This window comes from Streptomyces sp. NPDC005931 (genome assembly GCF_042871235.1).
GTDB lineage: Bacteria > Actinomycetota > Actinomycetes > Streptomycetales > Streptomycetaceae > Streptomyces.
Genome location: NZ_JBIAIG010000016.1, coordinates 89598 through 108329, shown reverse-complemented (window position 1 = coordinate 108329; position 18732 = coordinate 89598). Strand labels below are relative to the sequence as shown.

General features: G+C 69.6%; 11 protein-coding genes. 6 read left to right on the top strand and 5 right to left on the bottom strand.

Features of this window, described 5'->3' with window-relative positions:
* The first annotated feature begins 36 nt into the window (after positions 1-36).
* From ACFYOV_RS28875 to ACFYOV_RS28860, 4 genes are read left to right on the top strand one after another with little or no spacing between them, the layout of a single operon-like run.
* Positions 37-1212 (top strand): Kelch repeat-containing protein, encoded by a 1176-nt coding sequence (locus ACFYOV_RS28875; protein WP_389092535.1) that lies wholly within the window; start codon positions 37-39, stop codon positions 1210-1212.
* A complete protein-coding gene (locus ACFYOV_RS28870; protein ID WP_389092533.1) occupies positions 1209-4400 on the top strand; it encodes a hypothetical protein in 3192 nt (1063 codons plus the stop codon). Before ACFYOV_RS28875 ends, ACFYOV_RS28870 begins: the two co-directional genes overlap by 4 nt.
* Positions 4397-9661, top strand: coding sequence for a hypothetical protein (locus ACFYOV_RS28865; RefSeq protein WP_389092531.1), 5265 nt, complete (start codon positions 4397-4399; stop codon positions 9659-9661). The genes ACFYOV_RS28870 and ACFYOV_RS28865 overlap by 4 nt, the downstream gene beginning before the upstream one ends.
* Positions 9654-11447, top strand: coding sequence for a hypothetical protein (locus tag ACFYOV_RS28860; RefSeq protein WP_389092529.1), 1794 nt, complete (start codon positions 9654-9656; stop codon positions 11445-11447). The genes ACFYOV_RS28865 and ACFYOV_RS28860 overlap by 8 nt, the downstream gene beginning before the upstream one ends.
* A gap of 42 nt (positions 11448-11489) precedes the next feature.
* Here the strand turns inward: ACFYOV_RS28860 and ACFYOV_RS28855 are convergent, their stop codons facing one another.
* Positions 11490-12614, bottom strand: a complete 1125-nt coding sequence (locus ACFYOV_RS28855; protein WP_389092526.1) for an alpha/beta fold hydrolase — start codon at positions 12612-12614, stop codon at positions 11490-11492.
* A 442-nt stretch (positions 12615-13056) separates the two neighbouring features.
* Here ACFYOV_RS28855 and ACFYOV_RS28850 point away from each other — a divergent pair, with 442 nt between their 5' ends.
* Positions 13057-13230 carry a hypothetical protein gene (locus ACFYOV_RS28850; RefSeq protein WP_389092524.1) on the top strand — a complete coding sequence of 58 codons (174 nt, stop codon included), beginning with the start codon at positions 13057-13059 and terminating at the stop codon, positions 13228-13230.
* Between the two features lie 262 nt (positions 13231-13492).
* On the opposite strand, the gene ACFYOV_RS28845 is transcribed toward ACFYOV_RS28850, so the two are convergent.
* Positions 13493-14029, bottom strand: a complete 537-nt coding sequence (locus ACFYOV_RS28845) for a hypothetical protein (RefSeq protein WP_389092521.1) — start codon at positions 14027-14029, stop codon at positions 13493-13495.
* 410 nt (positions 14030-14439) lie between these two features.
* On the opposite strand from ACFYOV_RS28845, the gene ACFYOV_RS28840 reads away from it, so the two are divergent.
* Positions 14440-14859: a hypothetical protein gene (locus ACFYOV_RS28840; protein WP_389092518.1), complete on the top strand. Its 420-nt coding sequence runs from the start codon at positions 14440-14442 to the stop codon at positions 14857-14859.
* Between the two features lie 325 nt (positions 14860-15184).
* Here ACFYOV_RS28840 and ACFYOV_RS28835 read toward each other — a convergent pair whose 3' ends face one another.
* The 3 genes from ACFYOV_RS28835 to ACFYOV_RS28825 form a co-directional block, all read right to left on the bottom strand.
* On the bottom strand, positions 15185-15886 hold the full coding sequence (locus ACFYOV_RS28835) for a serine protease (RefSeq protein ID WP_389092516.1): 702 nt from the start codon (positions 15884-15886) through the stop codon (positions 15185-15187).
* A gap of 82 nt (positions 15887-15968) precedes the next feature.
* The gene (locus tag ACFYOV_RS28830) at positions 15969-18383 is read right to left on the bottom strand and encodes a site-specific integrase (RefSeq protein ID WP_389092513.1); all 2415 of its coding nucleotides are present in this window, start codon (positions 18381-18383) and stop codon (positions 15969-15971) included.
* Complete coding sequence (locus tag ACFYOV_RS28825) at positions 18380-18727, bottom strand: helix-turn-helix transcriptional regulator (RefSeq protein WP_361305548.1); 348 nt, start codon at positions 18725-18727, stop codon at positions 18380-18382. Before ACFYOV_RS28825 ends, ACFYOV_RS28830 begins: the two co-directional genes overlap by 4 nt.
* Positions 18728-18732: the final 5 nt, after the last annotated feature.

The window sequence follows — 18732 nt, the reverse complement described above, 5'->3', positions numbered from 1 at the left end:
CGACACGCACACAGCGACGACGAAGGGTCCGCGCCCATGACCAGTGCCACCGTGGCGGCGACCGGGAAATGGACAGCCACCGGCAACATGCCCGCAGCCGCCGGATGGTACGGACAGCACGACAACGCGGTCGTGCTGTCCGGCACGAAGGTGCTCGTCATAGGGGGCGCCGACGGGTCGGCCGCGGCCCTGACACGTGCCGCGGTGTACGACCACGCCACCAAGACGTGGACCGTCAAGGGCAGTTTGCAGACGTCCCGAAGACTGTTCACCGCGACCAGACTGGCCGACGGCAAGGTCCTCGTCGCCGGTGGCATCAGCGGAACCGCGCAGTTCCCCGCTCCCGGCCTGGCCGCGGCGGAGATCTACGACCCTGAAACCGGCACCTGGACCAGCACCGGGAGCATGCGCACCGCCCGCTGGGGGCACTGCGCCGTCCTGGTGGGCGACAAGGTCCTCGTCGCGGGCGGCACCACGATGCGCTCCGCCCAGTCCGTCAAGGCCCTGCACTCCGCCGAGCTGTTCGACCCGCACACCGGCACGTGGACGGAAACGGCGCCCATGACCGACGCCCGCAACGGTCACCCCGCGCTCGTCCTGGCCAACGGCCGGGTGCTGGTCGTCGGCGGCACCCTGCCCACGGCCCGGGACGAGGACACGGCACTGGCGTACTGCGAACTCTTCGACCCCAACGCCGGCACCTGGAGCCCGACCGGTGCCCTCCTCGCGCCCCGCAGCGGACACCAGGCCACGGCGCTCTCCTCAGGAGGCGCCGTGCTCGTCACCGGCGGACGAGCGCCGGGCGGCCCGGGCGACGGCACGTTCGACCCGTTCAGCCGGGCGGGGGCGGAGCTGTACCTGCAGGACACCGGGAGGTGGACCGCCGCGCCGGACATGCCCGGCGGCCGCGCCCTGCACCGTGCCGTCCCCCTGGGCACGACGCGCGTGCTCGTCGTGGGAGGTAGCGACGGCGCCGGAGACGACGTCGGTTATGCGAGCGCCGCCGTCTTCGACTTCACCACCCGCAGTTGGAGCACCGTGTCGGGGTTGTCCACCGGCCGGTTCGCGTTCGCCGCCGCACCCCTGTCGGACAAACTGGTCCTGGTCGCCGGGGGCGTCGTCCGCTCCGGACTGGCTGCGGCCAGACCCGACGTGCAGGATCTCACGGCCACGTCGGAGGTATTCGACGTGGACGCGGCGGTCACTTCATGACGGACAGCGCCTACACGTTCCTGCCCTGGCTGCGATCCGGCATCGCCACCCGGATCACCGGCGACCCGGGGACCGCCGCGCGGGCCAGCGTTCCGGTCACGCTCCGGGTCACCGCGGCGGACGGCGGCGCCGCGGGACCGCTCAGCCGTGACGTGCAACGCACGGTGCAGATCTACGGTCCCGGCGACGTCATCGGGATCGACCCCCGGGCCGTCTCCCGCACGGAGCCGCGGCACTGGATCACCAACGTGGAGCCCAACTACCTCGCCCACATCGAGTTCCAGGACGAGGACTTCCCCTGGCGGTACAGCCCCGCCGCACCGGATGCCACTACCCGCAGGCTGCGGCCCTGGCTGGCACTGATCGTGCTCGCCGCGGGGCAGGACCCGCACACCACCGACGGTGCCGAATTCGACGAGGGCAAGGCCGCCAACCGGCCACTGCCGTACATCTCCGTGAACAAGGCGAGCGCGCTGCCTCCGGCAGGGCAGCTCGGTGCCTGGGCACACGTGCACGTCAACGGAGCCCTGGACACGCCGGTCGTGTCCGACAACATGGCCGGCGTGCTGCCCGCGCTCGGGCAGGTGCTCAGGACCAACGCGGACCGGGCGTGCGCCCGGCTGCTGTGTCCCCGTCGACTGGACGCGAACACCGCCTATCACGCCTTCCTCGTGCCCGCCTTCGAGACGGGACGACTCGCAGGCCTCGGCCTCGATCCCGCCGCCGCGCCGAGTGCCCTCCACCCCAGTTGGGGAGAGACCTACACCGGCCAGCAGGCCGTGGGGCAGTTGCCGTACTACCACCGCTGGTTCTTCTCCACCGGCAGCGCGGGCGACTTCGAGTACCTGGTCCGCCTCCTCGACCCCGTCGCCGAGCTCGATCCCAGTGTCGGCCGCCGCGATCTGGACGTGCACCGGTCGGCGGGCCCCGGACTGCCCGGCATCACGATGCCCGTGGAGCTCGGGGGAGTCCTCAAACTCGGCGGCGCCCTGAGGCAGCCAAACCGTCCGAGCGACGACCACGACAACTGGGACGACCTCCAGCGGCTCGGGTACCACTATCCGCACCCGTTCCAGCAGGCCCTGGCCGGTCTGATCAACCTGGCCGACGACTACCTCACCCAGACCCCTGCCGCCGCCCACAGCTCCCTGGTCACCGCGCCCGCACCGGCGGACGTGGGCGCGGCCGACCCGGTCATCGCCCCGCCCCTGTACGGACGCTGGCACGCACCGGCCTCGCGCCTGCTGACCGAGCGGGACGGCAGCCCGGTCGCCCACCAGCGCAACTGGGTGCACCGGCTCAACCTCGACCCCAGGTTCCGGGTGGCGGCGGGCCTGGGTGCCCAGGTGGTGCAGAAGCGGCAGGAGGAGTTCATGGCGGCCGCCTGGGCCCAGGTCGGCGACGTACTGGCCGCCAACGCGCGCATCCGTGCCGCGCAACTGGCCCGCGAAGTCGGCACCGTGCTGCACGACAAGCACCTTCAGCCACCGGTCACCACCCGGGCGCAGACCGGCGCCTCCGGGCGGGCCCTCACCCTGACCGCGCCGGCCCATTCCCGGGTCGTCACCACCGCGGAGCAGGCGGCGACGGCGAGCGAACGGTCGGCGGACCCGGCGCAGCAGGTGGCCGTCGGCTTCCACGTGTCCGAGAGCCGGGTCGCCACCGCACCCCTGTCCGCGCCGATGCGCCGCATGATGCGGCCCGGTTCACGGATCATGCGTTCGCTGCCCTTCAGCGACGAACAACCACCGCATGCTCTGGTTGCGAGGATTGACGCGGACTCGGGCGGTGTCACGGCCGCACCGGCCAAGGCACGGCCGGCCGCCGTGGTCACGCCCACCCGGCTCGACCAGGTGCTGCACCCCACACCGGCCGCCGCCCCCACCGTGAGCGACCCGGTGGACGACCTGCCCACCAGTCACGACTTCGTGCTGACGCTCCCCGGCGACTCCTTCGTCCCCACCCCGGGCGGGGAGGACAGCGTCGAGGCCCGGTCCTTCAAGAAGGCTCTGCACGAGATGTACGAGGCGTTCGCGGACGCCCGACTGGGCGGCCGGGCCGACGGACGCCCTCCCTTGAGGGTGCTCGGCACCACGGCGGCCACACTGACCGGACTGCGCCCTGACGACACCGTCCCCCGCAGCCTGCTCAGTTCCGTGCGGCTGCCCGAACGACTGGCGCCCTTCGCAGAGCAGTTCCTCGAAGCCATGGCCTATCCCGTGCTGGACATGCCCATGTACCAGGCGCTGCTCGACCAGTCGGTGGATCTGTTCATGCCGAACCTCAACCGGGTCCCGCCCAACTCGATCAGTCTGCTGGAGACGGACCAGGAGTTCATCGAGGCCTACCTGGTCGGACTCAACCACGAGATGGCCTGCGAACTGCTGTGGCGGGAGTACCCCACCGACCAGCGCGGGACTCCGTTCCGTCAGTTCTGGGACGTCCGCTCAGTGCCCGCCCTGCAGGGCGAGAGCGCCGCGGAGCGGCGGGAGCGACTGTACGACATCCCTCCCATCGCCACGTGGACGAAGGACTCGAAACTCGGCGAGCACGACCACCGGGACACGGGCGTCGAGGAGAACGAACTGGTGCTGGTCATCCGTGGCGAGCTGCTGAAAAAGTATCCCAACGCGGCCATCTACGCCCACCGTGCCCGCTGGGAGCTCACCGCCGGGCAGCCCGACCCGAGCAAGGAACGCGTACCCGTAGAGCTCGTCGACGAGGCGCATCCCGCGCACGACGAGATCCGGCTGCCGCTGTACGAGGCGAAGGTCGAGCCGGACATCTACCTGCTCGGTTTCGACCTCACCTCCAAGGAGGCCAAGGGGGAGCAACCGGCAGGCAGCGCGGGCTGGTTCTTCGTCATCAAGGAACGGCCGGGGGAGCCCCGCTTCGGCGCGGACGTCGCACCCGACGCGTCCCCTCCCCGGGTCGAGGTGTGGAACGACCTCTCCTGGCCGGACATCGACCCCGGCACCAACGGATTCGTCAAGCTCGACCCAGACACCACGCCTGTCGTCCTGCGTGAATTCGACCAGCCGGTGGAGGACGCCGAGAAGCACGACCAGCACATCGAGGACCTGTCGCTCCCCTTGTGGCACGCGGACCTGAGCTCCGCCGACATCGCCTACATCCTCTTCCAGGCACCGGTGCTGATGGCCGTGCACGCACAGGAGATGCTGCCTTGACCTCGTTCGACACCACCGCGGCACTGCCGCTCAGCGACGACTTCCCGGTCCTGCTGGGACCGGTGCGCATCGAGACCCGCTTCACCGCCGACGAACTGCTCGTGCGGATCTTCCCCGACGCGTGGTCGGTCGAGGCGTTCGAACCGCTTCCCACCCAGGCGGAGATCGACGCGGTCGACGCCTACTGGATCGCGCTGTGGCGGGCCGGCGGCAACGCGCGCGCCGAACAGTCCGCGTGGGAGGAACTCACCAGGAGGGTGTCGGCTGGGCGGGCGAGCTGGCTGCTGAAGAGCCGCCGCCCCGCCAACCGTGCGGAGCAGCCCACCGGGGTGCAGCCCGGCACTACCGTCCTTGTGGTGCGCACCTCGCAACGCGTGGCGGCGGACGACCGACAGCCCACCGTCACGTACTGGACCGCCGTCTGGCGGGCGCACGGTGACCGGGCGAAGATCGCCGCAGCCGATGCGGCCCTGAACGCGGCAGTGGGAGCCACCCGCGCGGCCTCCATCCGAAGCAACCGACCGGTCGGGTTCGACAGCGGGACCCTGACGGCCGGGGACAGCGTCGTGGTGGCGTTCCTTGTGCTGCCCCCACCCGCCGCGAGCGAGGTGTCGCCACGCTCATGGACCCGGACACCCAGGGCCAGACTGCTTCCCGACCGGTTCACCGTGACCGGGTATGTCGGCACCACTCAGGTCTTCTCCGTCACGGGCGCGCAGGTGCCGGCCACGCTGGACGTCGGCCCCGACCCCGTCAGCGCCGACAAGCCGACGATCAACGAGCAGACCGGGGTCCTGTCCGTCCCCACCGCGCTGCGCTGGCTGACCGACTTCAACGAGGCGCTCGGCGTCGGCATGGGGGTGCGCGTTCCGCTGGCCAACAGCTTTCGCGACGGCGTCGACAGACTCGTCGTGCTCGGCGTACGGCAGAACAGCACACCGGAGCAGACCGCCACCGATGTGGCGGACCTCCTCACCCGCCATCTGCGCAGTCCGGCCGGCTTCGGCCTGCTGCCGCAGGGCACTGCGACCAACAACAGCGAAGAGACACCCGCGGGGCAAGACGCGCGCGAGGAGTCCGCCGCGGTTCTGCGCTCCGCGACCGCGTCCCAGCCGGCGGAAACGTCGGCGGTCGACGACTGGAAGGCCACGACGGACGGCCAGTGGTTCGCCGAACTCCTCGGCATCGACCCCGCGGTGATGACCGGGGTGGCCAACGCCGACGGCACCGACCAACGCGAGGCCAGAGCCGCGAACATCGCCCTGTGGCCCGCCACGTGGGGTTCCTACCTGCAGACCATGATGCACCCGGCCGTCCCCGCCCAAGTGGCGCGTGACACACGGGACTTCTTCGTCCGGTACGTCTCCGGACGCGGACCGATTCCCGCGGTCAAGATCGGACGGCAGCCGTACGGCATCCTGCCGACGACGACCTTCTCCCGGCTCACCTGGCCCGAGACCACCACCCACCGACGGACACTGGGCGCGCTGCTCGCGGCAGCCGCCGACGACTGGAAGAAGGCCGTCGGCCAGGTGCCGTACCTCGGCAAGCACGCCGAGCCCGGAGCCCCGGCAGTCGACCCGCACCAACTGCTGCTGGACATCCTGGCCCTGCACCCGACATCGGCCGAGTACCACCAGCGCTACGCACAGAGCGTCGAGGACATCTACAACCGCGAGGTCTTCAGGGGCGACGCCACCCAGGTACTGCCCAAGCTGGACGACCTGCACATGCCGCAGCCCATCCGGGACCTCCTGCACAGGCTCGGCCCGGCCGGGTGGCCGGCCGCCGACCCGGCCATCATCCGGCGTCTGTTCGCCGAGGAACAGTACCCGCTGCTCGGCCCCCTCGTCGACGACCAGCCGCTGTCGGAGAGCAGCGGAGTCAGGGCGTACGTCCCCGACGGGCGCAACTACCTGCGATGGCTCGCCGACAACGCCGCCACCGACCTGGAGACCGTGCGCCTGGAGACCGGCTTCATCGACGACCGGCCCCCGGCGACCGTGCTGTACCTGCTGCTTCGTCACGCGGTGCTGCTGGGCTGGGAGGAAACCGCGCGCAGGCTGGCTCCGGCGGACGCGTCACTCACGGCAGAGGACCCCCTGTTCATCCACATCCGCACAGGCGAGCACCCGCCGCCCAGCGAAAGCCGCTACCGGAAGCTGTACTCGCCGGACCCCGACATCACCGGTGACCCGTCTCGGCTCGTCGTCGACCACATTCCACAGGTGCTGGCCACCGCTCCCGAGGCACGGCCGCTGGCCGAGCAGGTCGACGCCCTCAAGGTCCTCGCCGACGTGCCCACCGCCCGGCTCGAACGCGTACTGGCGGAGCACCTGGACTGCGCGACCTACCGATTGGACGCCTGGCGGCTCGGTCTGGTCAACGAACGCCTGGCCGAGCTGCGCTACGGCGCCGACGGCACCTCCCCGGCGCGCCGCGGGCTGCACCTCGGCGCCTACGGATGGCTGGAGGACGTCAGGCGGGGCAACCAGTCCTTCGCCCCCGTCCATCTGACGGGCAGTCTCGGCGCGCAGTTCAATCCGAGCGGCTCCCAGCCGCTGGTGCAGGACCCGGGCAACGGCGGCTACATCCACGCCCCCTCCCCGGCCCAGGCCACCACCGCAGCCGTACTGCGGGCCGGGTACCTCGCCAACGGATCGGCCGACAAGCCCGACTGCTTCGCCGTCAACCTGAGCTCCGACCGCGTTCGCACCGCGCTGACCCTGCTGGACGGACTCCGGCAGGGACAGTCGCTCGGCGCACTGCTGGGCTACCGCTTCGAGCGGGGCCTGCACGAGGGGCACCCCGGGCTGGAACTCGACAGATTCCTGCCCGCACTGCGCGGGGCGTTCCCGCTGAGGTCCGGAAAGCTCTCCGAACCCGCACCGGGCACCCCGCTGGAGCTCGTCGAGGCGCGCAACGTCATCGACGGACTGGCCCTCGTCCGCCGGGCGACACGGGAACCCGCCCACCCGGAGTACCCCTTCGGAGCCAGCGGCCTGCCCGAGGCGACCCAGGCCGAGCAGCAGGCCATGAACGCCGAAGTCCAGCAGTTGCTCGCCCTCCACGACGCGCTGGCCGACCTCGCCGTCGCCGAGGCTGCTCACCAGACCCTGCGGGGCAATCCCGAACGGGCAGCGGCAACGCTCGACGCGTACGCCAAGGAGGGCTTCCCACCCGACCCGGCCGTGGTCCGCACCCCGCGCAGCGGCGTCACGCTCACCCACCGGCTGGGGGTGATGCTGACCCCCGGCCTGGGCCCCGATCACGGCTCGGGCCTGTTCCACGGCAGCGGGCCACGAGCCCAGGGGGAACCGGCGGTCAACGCCTGGTTGCCCACCCTGCTGCCGGCCCAGGCGAACGTGGCCACCACCGTGGAATGGCGCGACCCGGTCACCGCGGCACCACGAAGCCGGGTGGTCACCCAGTCCGATCTGGAACTGCAGCCCCTGGACATGCTGTGGGGGGTGCGGCCGTCGGACGACGCGGCTCTCACCGACCTCGACGACCGGATCATCGCCTTCGTCGTGGCCAAGGACAAACCCAGACCCGACGCCCGGCTGACCATCCGCCACACCAAGCGCGTCGCCGGAAAGGTGACGTTCTTCGAGGTGTCACCCCTCGTCAACGCGGTGCGTACCCTCCTGACCGGGGCACGCCCGCTGCGACCTACGGACCTGGTCCCGGGCGGCAGCGGTCAGGCCGTGGACCGGACCATCGACGAGTCCGTCACCCTGGACCGCACCCGGCCGGCAGCAGTCCGCACGGCCCTCGACCAACTGCGCCAGGCCACCGCCGGCTACCTCGCCTCGCTGGCACCGCTCTTCCCCGACCCGCCCGCCGAGCCCGACCGGGCCGCCCTCGTCAGCGGGATCGACACCTTCCTGACCGGTTACGCCGGCCTCGCCCGCACGGCAGGAGGGTTCGGCATGCCGCGCAGCGGCTGGGGAGAAGCGGCCCTGTGGCGCGGAACCCTGTTCGGCGACGTACTGAAGGCGGTCGCCGCGACCGCCGACCGTATGGCCGCCTCTCTCCAGGCCGCGAACGCCCTCATCGCCGCCTACGACCAGTTGCCGCCGTCGGCCACCAACGACGAACGCTTCCGGCTGCTCCAGCAGGCGGAGTGGCGACTGACCACCAGGCCCACCACCCCTCGCCCCGCCCAGCCGACCCAACTGCGCACCATCGTCGGCTCCGAGCGCACCTCCTTCAACAACCGCCTGCAGGCCCTGCGCGACATCGCCAAGACGACGAAGCAGACTCTGAGCGCACTGCTCACGGACGTGGCCGCGCTGCTGCCGCTGAGCACCTTCGACCCGGTGGGACTGGAGCTGAAACCGTTCTATGACCGGATCGTCAACTTCGGGCGCGACCTGTTGGAACGCGCCCGCGCGCTGCACAGCGACGTGACCGGCAGACTCACCGTCGCCGAAAAGGCCCTGGCGGCCTACGACCAGGCACTGACCGCACCCGACCGGGTGCGCGCCGCGACCGACGCGCTGCAGGCCATGCTCGGCAGCGACTTCCTCGTCGTGCCCGAGTTCGCCGCACCCGACCCACTGCACACGGACTGGAAGAAGGCGCGTCTGGACAGCGGCCGGCTCCTGAGCCACCTCGTTCAGGACGCCCACCGCGACTTCCCGGTCGACGACTGGGTGCACGGCATCGCACGCGTGCGCGAGCAGCCACGGCTGTGGGAACAGGCTGTCCTCGTCGCCGACGCCCTGCGCGGCCCGGGCGGCGTGCTCGGCGACCTGCCCGGATGGCAGGAGCCGGAGCTGGTGCCCGTGCAGTTGCCCTACCGCGACAACGACCACTGGCTGGGCATGGAGTTCGCGACGGGCACCGAGATCAAGGAGGACCGGGTGCTCTTCACGGCGCACTACGCACCGGAGCCGATGCTCGGTGTCAACAGGCACTGCGGGCTCCTGCTCGACGAATGGACGGAAGTCGTCCCCGCCCGGCAGGAGACGACCGGCATCGCGTTCCACTACGACGGACCGGACGCCGAACCCCCGCAGACCATGCTCCTGGTCACCCCGCCGCGGCGAACGGGCCAGTGGAACGGGGACGACCTGCTCCACGCCGTCGGCGAAACCCTCGACCTGGCCAAGACCCGTGCCGTCGAGCCCGCACACCTGGACACCACCCCCTACGCCCATCTCCTGCCCGCCACCGTCATGTCGGCGACCCGGCAGCCGATCACCATCAGCACCGATCTCGCGACCGCCAACCTGCGGGGGAAAGCCGATGCCTGAGCCGTCCCGTATCAAGAACCTCCCCGAGGCACTCGACCGGCGGTCGTTCCCCGCCGTCGGACTCTGGAACCGCCTGGAGGGGCGCCCGCGCACCACCTCGTTCGACCGTGCGCTGCGTGCGGAGGTCCGCGACGCCCTGTGGCTGCTCACCCGCCAGTGGCAGCTCGGAGAGTTCCGGGGCACCGACGGCGGTTCACCCGTCACCGCCACCTACTCCGTGGCCACCTCCGTACCGTCCCGGTTCCGCCCGGGAGCCGGTGCGGTCGAGCCCCTCCCCGGCGACCGACCGCTAGAGACCGTGGCCGAGCGGCGCAACCTGCCGTTCGCGTTCGGCCCGGATCCGGTCTCGTTCGACCTGCGCCTGGCCATCGGACGGCGCTGGATGAAGCTGCTCGGCCCGCAACTGGGTCTGAAAAACTACCGCACCGCCTACATCGACAAGTACCCGATCGCGCTGCCCGATCCCGGCCTGGACGCGGACACGCCCCGCACCGCCGATCCGGACGTCTGGTCCACCCTGCAGGCATTCGCCGGCCGACGTATGGACGGGTACGCGCTCTACCGGCACATCAAGACGGAGAATGGCCGGGCCTCGGACGGCATCTCCGCTCCCGGACCGGCCCGTCTGCAACTGGACGCGCTCGGCGTCCGCTTGGTCGCCTGGTTCGACGACCTCTTCGACCAGCCCCGTGCCGACGGGACCTGGGACGCGAGCTGGCTCGAACACCGGTTCTCCGTCGCCGCCGCTCCGACGGGCACCGAAAAGGTCCTGACCGCACAGGAGTACCCCGGCGGTCACCTGGACTGGCACGCCTTCTCCATCGACCCGGGCGCCCCGCTCGGCGGTACGGCACCGGCGCCCGCGCCGATCAACCGGACCGTGTTCCCGGCGCCGGTCCGCTACTCGGGGATGCCGCTGCCCCGCTGGTGGGCGCTGGAGGACGGACGGACCAACTTCGCGGGTGTCCGGCCGGACAGCACCGACCTCGCGCGACTGATCTTCCTCGAGTTCGCGCTCGTCTACAGCAACGACTGGTACCAGGTGCCCTGTGACCTCCCGGCAGGAGTGCTCGCGTCGATCCGGGGTCTGGCGGTGACGGACGTGTTCGGGCAGCGGCAGTGGATCAGCCCGGCGGGGAGCGGCCAGGACGAGGACTGGCAGCGCTGGTCGATGTTCACCCTGGACACGATCGGCACGGACGACGTGCCCGCCGACATGAGCGTCTTCCTCCCGCCGACCGTGCCGAAGGTGTCCGAGGGAGCCCCCTTGGAGCAGGTGGCCCTGATCCGTGACGAGAACGCCAACATGGTCTGGGGCGTGGAGAAGACGGTCCCTCTCCCCACGGGCGTGGGCCGCCGGGGCAGCGAGGTCGTGGCGGGGATGCTCGCCCACCGCCTGCGCCTGGTTCCCGCTCCGGCGCCGGACGTTCCTCGCGCACCGATCGCCTACCGGGCGATGAGCACCGTCCCGGAGAACTGGGTGCCCTTCGTCCCCGTCCACGTTCCCGGCTCCGACCGGTCCATCCGGTTGCAGCGAGCCGCCATGCCGAGTGTCGTCGACGGCCGGCCGGTCCGCCCCCACACGAGTCTGCTGAGAGAGGGAATCGACGCGGGAAAGCCCTACTTCGTCAACGAGGAAGAGGTGACTCCCACCGGCACCACCATCACCCTCGCCTACAACCGCACCCGCTGGTACAACGGCCGTGTGTCGGTCTGGCTCAGCGCCCAGCGTGGCGTCGGCCGCGGCGAGGGCTCCAGCGGCCTGGTCTTCGACACCGCTCAGTGAACGCCTCGGTGACTCTCCTTGGCCAGCGGGGCGTAGCCAGGTTCATGCCGGGCTGATGTTGCCGTTCTCGTCCATCTCGAACCTGCCCTGGGTCTTGCCGTCGACCTTGGTGTGCTTGAACCAGTGCTTCGACAGGTTGTGCAGGTTCTTGTGCCGACTTTCCCAGGGCATCGAGTGGCCGGCGCACTTCACCGTGACGAGGAGTTTGTGAGGTCCTGTGATGGCGTCGTAGAGCGCGGGGACGTGGAAGTCGAGTGCGGGGTTGGAGCTGGGCGGTGTGGTGTTGGCCGTCTGATCGTGCTCGCCGTGGACGATCAGCACTGGCACGCGTCCGCCGAGGATGCCTCCTTGCCCTGCGGTGGTGTTGTTCCAGCCCCAGGTCACGAAGTTCCGAAATCGGCTGACGCCCGCCGGCTGTCCGGAGGGAAGGAGCTTTCCCCACTCACGGCCGATCGGATCGTTGTCCATGAGGGCGCTCCACACAACGTCGACCATGCCGGGCTCGTACTGGTTCGCGCACTTCATGGCCAAGGCTTGTTCGATGCTCATGCGGGTGAGCACGTGGGTGGGGAAGCCGAGTACCGGCAGGGTCGGCGGGTTCGAGGGGCCCAGCGGAGGGAAGATCGGGCCGAGGAGGAACAAGCTTTCCACCTTCCCCGGATTCTTGACTGCGTACGGTCCCATGGCGAACGCGGCCGCCGACCAGCCGATGAAGGCGACCTTTGAAACGTTGCGCTCGTTGCGGATGTACTCGACGACGGTGCTGAGCTCGTCCTGGTCGCTCTGGGAGTTGGTCAGTGCGAACGGATAGCTCGCCGTTCGTGGGCCCGACAGCGGGGGAATGACGGCAGCCTGCTGGCTGGGATTGACATTGCAGGGATCCTCCATGCGGGGACGCGGCGACCGGCCAGAGCCCTGCAGGTCCATCATGAAGACGTCATAACCGGCCTGTGCGAGGACCTTGCCCCACCCGTACGAGGTGTGCTGGAGATCGTAGGCGGCCAGCACAGGAGTACTCCTGCCGTGCAGCATGAGTATGGCCTTGCGGTCCGCAGGGGGGCCGGAGGTGCCGTCGTGTTCTCGTACGAAAAGCTCCACCTTCTGGCCCTCGTTCGCGGGGACAGTCGACGTGTGAGGGATCGAGTGGTCGGTCGTGGTGATGGCCATGAAAGGGTCTCCTTCTGTCGGCCCGCTCGTCGGTCGTCCCCTTCAAGCCAGAGTCGGTCAGGCGTGAAGCCCGCGCCACAGCAAGCCCGCCGACCGTGTGCCGCCCCATCTATCGTCAGGCGTCTGCGTCGAGCTCCTGCCCGAGCGGCGGTGCGGGTGTGGTCGCCGGCTGCTTCGGTCTTGTGCGGACGACGGCCTGGTCGCCTCGTGGTCCGAACATCTGCAGAATCCCCACCGGGCGGGTGATGGTCGGCCCGAACTCGCTGAGGCCAAGCTCAGCGACCGGCAAGGTCGCCAGATATGGGCAGACGAGCGGTGGTACCCGTGCGATCCCACCGCTCCTCGTCGTGCGAGGTCAGCTTCGACGTCATCGCGTGAGGTCGGGGACTGCCGCATGGTCGGCCAACTGCTTTTCCAGGTTCCTATTCGTCTCCTTGAGCCGGTGGTTCTCGACCTCCAGGACCTGGACGATCCGCGCCAGGAGCTGCGCCTGTCCACGCAGATCGTCGCGTTCGGCGGTACGCGGGCCAGGTCCTGCTGCTGCTTCGCCGCGCGGGCTCGCGCCGAGCCGGGCAGCGCTTCGGGGACGGGGGTGCGGGCCTTGACCAAGGCGTAGAATAGGTCCTTTAGGCCGGTGTGCTTGTGGGTGAGCTTGTTGCGGCGCAGTCCGGCTTCCGTGGCCAGGGAGACGATGGTCAGCTTACCGTCGGAGTGCAGCGGGGCGCCGATCAGCAGGCGCACCATGGCGTCGGTGATGGCCCGCACCTCTGCGGCGTCCTCGACGATGTCGTGGCCTTGGGCGTGGGTAAGGGCCTCGCCGACGAGCTGGGCCAGCGCCGCGCCGTCGCGCGGGCCGGGGGCGGCCGCGTTGGGGGTGTTCATCGGCGCTCCTCGACTTCGATGTCGGCCGGCTGCTGGGCCTCGTGCCGTCGGATGATGGCGGTGAGGTGGTCCTTGCGCTGCTGTTCGCGGGCGGCGATGGGGTACGGGTCGAGGCCGGTGTCGGCGTCCGCGTCGATCAGCGCGACCTCGGCCCGCAGGGCGGTGATCTGGCTGTCGGTGCGGCTGATGTTCGCGCACGCCGGGTGGCAGCGGGAGTGGTCGGGGGTGTTGCGGCCGCCGTTGCCCGCCCGGTCACGGTCGGGGTTGCACAGCGCGGTGAACGCGTCGTGGTTGCACGTCAAAAACGCCTTTGGGTCCTCGTAGACCTGGAGGCGGGGGTTGGCGACCAGCGCGCGCAGTTCGCGTTTGCCGAGGTAGGTCCCGGCATAGCGGGCGGAGAACTCGGCGGCCGCGGCGCGGTAGCGGCCGGCGGCCGGGCCGCTGACCTTCTCGCCAGCGTCGATGCGTTCGCCGGCCTCGGTGAGGGTCTCGGCCAGGGCAAGGCCCTTCTCCTGGTCCAGGACCTCGAGCATGTCGGCCTTCGAGCGGCCTGATGGTGCAGTCGGGTATTGGAACTTCCCGAATAGCTCGGCCAGCATGGAGTTCGTCTGGCCTCCGAGGTGAGTCGGGCGGCCGATGACTCGAAGGGGTGACGTTCCTGCCCCGTGGTCAGGCGATGACGAAGGGGATGAGCCGACGGTTGGGCAAGTGGCGGTGCCGGGCTGCGCAGAGCGGCGGAAGACCCGATGACGCCGTGCACCCTGGATCTGCCGAAGCCAGTCTGCTGACGTCGTTCGGGCGTCGACGGTCAGGCTTACGGCGTCGTGTGTTGCGCGGATACGATGCACGCCTCGCGCAGGCTGCAAGCGGAAGAGGGGGACTCTGCTCCATGGGAAAATCAGCACGGGTGCTGGGCTGGGAGTTTGGCCGAACGGCTCGCGAAATGAATGAGCTACTCAAACTCCACGGTTACCTGTACGGAGACCCTGGCGCGTATGGGCTCACCGAGAAGGGGCAGCAGTACGCGGAGGAGAAGTACCACTCACGCGGAACCGGCGGTTACGCACAGTACAACCCTAGCTGGGAAACTCGCACCTGGAGCGACGAGACGTCGGCGGCGCTCAAGGCCGACATGGAAGCCAACCCCGGAGGCTTCGAAGCGGGAGACTCTCTCAGCGGCGGTGGCGATGACGACGTCCCCCAGCCCAGTTGGAAGGGGTTGGCAATCGGGGGAGTCGTAGTGGGGGCTCTTCTCATCGCTCCTCATGTCAAGCCCTTTTGGAACAACAAGGTGAAACCTGCTACGAAAAGGCTGCGGGCCGGGTTTACGAAACAGGAGTCGGTAGAGCCTACCGAGCCCTGACGCTATTGAGAGACTGACGTCTTGCCGCTACCCCCTCAATTGCGATGAGCTCGTTACCAAGGGCAAGGGCCGAAGGCTGCCTTTCCGCAAGTGTCATATCGGCGTTGTGCGCCGATATGACGTCGGCGGCGTAGGCGGCCCAGTCCCTGCCTGATGCCTGTTGCCACTGGACGGCCACTTTGATGTGGACCCCGAGCATCCGGGCGAGGGTTTAATGGTGGAGTCGGGTTTTGGAACTGTCCGAATGCCTCCCAGGACCAAGTGCAGTTGGCGGCCTGAAGAGGCCCGACCGCCACGCTCCGGAACCTGCGGTACAGCAGGGGGACTACCGGGTGTGCTCAGATGGGATGCAGGACAGCGGCGTCGCATGTGTCTCGTCGAGCCGGGGCGGGCCGTAGCTGTCACGCTCTCCCGGGCTGAACTGGAAAAGGATCCCGACTACCTTCCCAGTCTCGATCTCCGTTACGGCCGCGCCACTGAATCCGGCGGGAGGGACGGCTCCTGCCAGCACAATCAGAGCATCTTCGACCGGGCCTTGAACTGTGTAGTCCTGCGCGACCCGGACTCCTCTGTCGCGATTTTCGTTGTCGCGCCGTCCGGGCGTCCAGCCCACAACCTTCACCGGAGTTCCCGGATCCGGAAGGTCAGTGGAAATTCGGGCCAGCCAAGGCCAATCATCGTCGGCCTCCATGACGGCCAAGTCGAGCTCCTCGTCGCGGTAGATCACTCTTGTCTGGGACCATGTGTCACCGAGCTTCAGCTTGATAACGGCATCGGAGGGCGCCACATGTGAGGCCGTCGCCCAGCGCCTTGGAGCGATCTGCACTGCGCTGCCCTTCCGTAGGGGGCCGTCAGCCGATCTGGAGTAAAGACGCACAACGGCATTATTCGCCGACTTTAGGCGCCACGGAATTACAGCTTCTCTGTTGATGACCTGAGCCCCGCTCGCCAGGGCAGTGACGGCGGCAGCAACGGCCACCCAAGTTTCGAGCCCGAACAGAGCCACCGCGGCCGAGACGATGCTCACTAATACCAAGGTAATAGCAGGCAGGGCCCCTTCGGTTCTCTGTTGAACTTTCCTAAGTCGATTCACGGACTATTCCTTTCTGTTATTGGTTTCCCTTGCTGCGACGACTCACATCGGCGGCGTAGGCGGCCCAGTCCCCGCCTGATGCCTGTTGCCACTGAACGGCCACTTTGATGTGGACCCCGAGCATCCGAGCGAGGATCGCGGCGGGCACTTCGGTGGCGAGGGTGAACAGCGCAGTGGAGCGGTCCTGCTTGGGCCGGATCCCGATCTTGTGGAGGCGCTGGCCGATCTGGTCGTCGCCGAGGGGACGTCCCGGCTGACCTCCGGGGAAGAGCCAGGGGGCGTCCTCCGGGGTGCCGATCTTGGCCTTGCCGCGGCGGGTCGCGATGAGCTCGCGGACCAGGCTGGCCAGGGGCGCGGGGAGGACGACCGGCGAGGTGCCGAACGTGATGGAGACAGTGTCACCGTCGAAGTCGACGTCATAGACGGTGAGTTGGCTGATGGTGGCGATCTTCTGTGCGTAGAGGATCAGCAGCAGTCCCGCGACGCGGTCCGGGGTCGGCAGCGTGTCGTCGTTGAGGAGGCGGCGGGCGTCGGCCCAGCGCTTCTCGCTGTCGATGGTGCTGAGCGGGCCTGTCCATCGGACGGTGCTGTAGGTCAGGTCGCGGGCGTGCCGGTGCTGTACCGACCAGCGGATGAAGTGGCCGGTCTCGTCGGGGTAGCTGACCTTGGGGTCGGCCATCCAGCGTTCCAGGTCCGTCTGGGTGCAGGTCCCGATTGCGAGCCCTTCGCCGCCGAGCCAGTCGAGGAAGTTGTTCGCCGCGGTGACGTGGCAGCGCACGTTCAGGTCCTGGAGCCGGGTGGTGTGGTCTTCACCGAGGCGGCGTCGGAGCCGGCGCATGTGGTGCCAGACCGCGTAGCCGTGCAGGATCCGGCGCTCTGCGAGGTCGGTGCGGGCCTGGACGGTCGTGGTGATCCATTTCTCCAGGGCGACGAGCCGCTCGTCGCGCGGTGGCAAGGAGCCGGTCGCGACCAGGACACTGCGCAGGTGGGCCAGCACCTTGCCCGGGGGCAGTTCGTCGAGGACTTCGTGGGTAACGGGCCGTTCGTCGCGGCCTATGCGTTCCAGGAGGTCACGGGCCTTGGAGCGGGAGACCCAGGCGAAGGCGACGTCGGGGCGCTCGGCGCTCGTCAACGCGTCGTGGAAGGGGGCGAGTTCGGGGCGGATGGCCCCGGTGGCGTCGCCGAGAAGGTCGCGTACTTGCTGGTCGAGGACGCATCGCTGGCAGGGGCGGGTGCTGAGCTGCCAGGTGGTGGTGCAGACCGGGCAGCGGCCCCAGAAGTCCGGGTCGGGGTTGGTGCATTTCGCGCACAACGGCTCCTCCCAGGTTCCGCTGCGGGCCTGGGCGACGGTGCCGCAGCCGCTGCAGGCCGCCCATCGCTGCTGGCAGCGGTCGCACCAGGGCTGGCCGGTGGCCCGGGACATGTCGCAGAGCGCCGTCCGCCCGCAGATGCCGCACTCCGCGGTGATCCTCGGCCGGCAGTTCTGGCAGCGTGGGCCGTCAGGCAGCCGGTTCGCGACGGGCTTGCGTCGGCCGCAGCCGATGCACTCCTCCAGGTTCTCGGGCTGTCTGATCATGCAGTTCGGACACAGCGGTCGGCCCTCGGCGTCGCGTGTGGCGGGTTCGCGCACGGCGCCGCAGCCGAAGCAGGGGGCGGCCGCGTGGCGGGCGAAGCAGGCTCGGCAGATCCTCCTGCCGTCCAGCAGCTTGGACAACGCCTTCACTCCGTGGCAGCGCGGGCAGGCCGGTCGGACGACCTTGGTCGCCCCGGCCTTGACGAGCTCGTCGACGAACCGCAGGGCGGCCGGGGTGGGGGCTTCGTAACCGGCGCCGGTCAGCAGCTCGGGGCGAGCGACGACGGCCCAGGCAAGGCGGCGCTGGCCGGCGGGCCGGACGGTGGCTCGCCCGAGCGCGGCCAGGACCACGTCGTCGTTGAGGGCGGGATCGAGGCTCGTGACGAGTTCGGTGAGTTCCTGGAGCGGATCGCCGTCGGTGTCCGGGCAGTTCGCGCAGCGGGGCTCGCCGTGACGGTCCCGGCTGACGACGCGTCGTTCTTCATGGCATCCCGCGCAGATGGCGGGCTTGTCGAAGCAGCGCGAACAGCCCCAGTGCCCACCTCTGCTGCTGCCGACGTAGCCGCATGCGCGGCCGCAATCCCCGCAGCGGGGCAGTGCGACGTTCTGGGCGCCGGCCTCGTGCAGGGCCATCAGCAGTTTCGCGACGCAGTAAGGCGCCGGTGGTCGCCCGGTCCGCAACAGCGACGGGTCGTCGTGCAGGGCCTGGGCGAGGCTGCGGCGGCCGGCTCGTGTGCGTACGACCGTGAGGACGACGTCGCGGACACGCTCGGAGGGCAGGTGCTTTTCGACGTTCCCGATCAGCCGCACGACCAGGCCGACCGGATCCGCGATGACCGGCTCGGCAAGACCGGTCACCGGTCAACTCCGCTGATCCGGGCCCGCCGGGGTCGCAGATCACCGACTCCTTCGGAGACCGAAGCCCCGCCTGCGGCGGCCTTCTTCGGCTTCGTCGCGGAGCCGGCCACGGCGATGGGCTCGATGAGGTCGTCCATCGTGCAGTCGAGGATGTCGAGCAAGGCCATGAGGATCTTCAGGCTGAGGCGTTCGGGCCGCTCGACGACGAGCCGGTAGACCTGGCTCGACGACAGGCTGATGCCGCGTTCCTTCAGGGGCGGAATGAGGTCGGTGGTGGAGAACATCCCGCGGTCCGCCATGACCTTGCGCAGGTGCCAGTGGTAGTCGAGCTTGGCGGCCATCATCGGGT

Bases quoted from the DNA above. Each gene is read 5' to 3' on its own strand.
- ACFYOV_RS28855 (WP_389092526.1), bottom strand. From the start codon at position 12,614: ATGGCCATCACCACGACCGACCACTCGATCCCTCACACGTCGACTGTC.
- ACFYOV_RS28845 (WP_389092521.1), bottom strand. From the start codon at position 14,029: ATGCTCGAGGTCCTGGACCAGGAGAAGGGCCTTGCCCTGGCCGAGACC.
- ACFYOV_RS28875 (WP_389092535.1), top strand. From the start codon at position 37: ATGACCAGTGCCACCGTGGCGGCGACCGGGAAATGGACAGCCACCGGC.
- ACFYOV_RS28840 (WP_389092518.1), top strand. From the start codon at position 14,440: ATGAATGAGCTACTCAAACTCCACGGTTACCTGTACGGAGACCCTGGC.
- ACFYOV_RS28825 (WP_361305548.1), bottom strand. From the start codon at position 18,727: ATGATGGCCGCCAAGCTCGACTACCACTGGCACCTGCGCAAGGTCATG.
- ACFYOV_RS28870 (WP_389092533.1), top strand. From the start codon at position 1,209: ATGACGGACAGCGCCTACACGTTCCTGCCCTGGCTGCGATCCGGCATC.
- ACFYOV_RS28860 (WP_389092529.1), top strand. From the start codon at position 9,654: ATGCCTGAGCCGTCCCGTATCAAGAACCTCCCCGAGGCACTCGACCGG.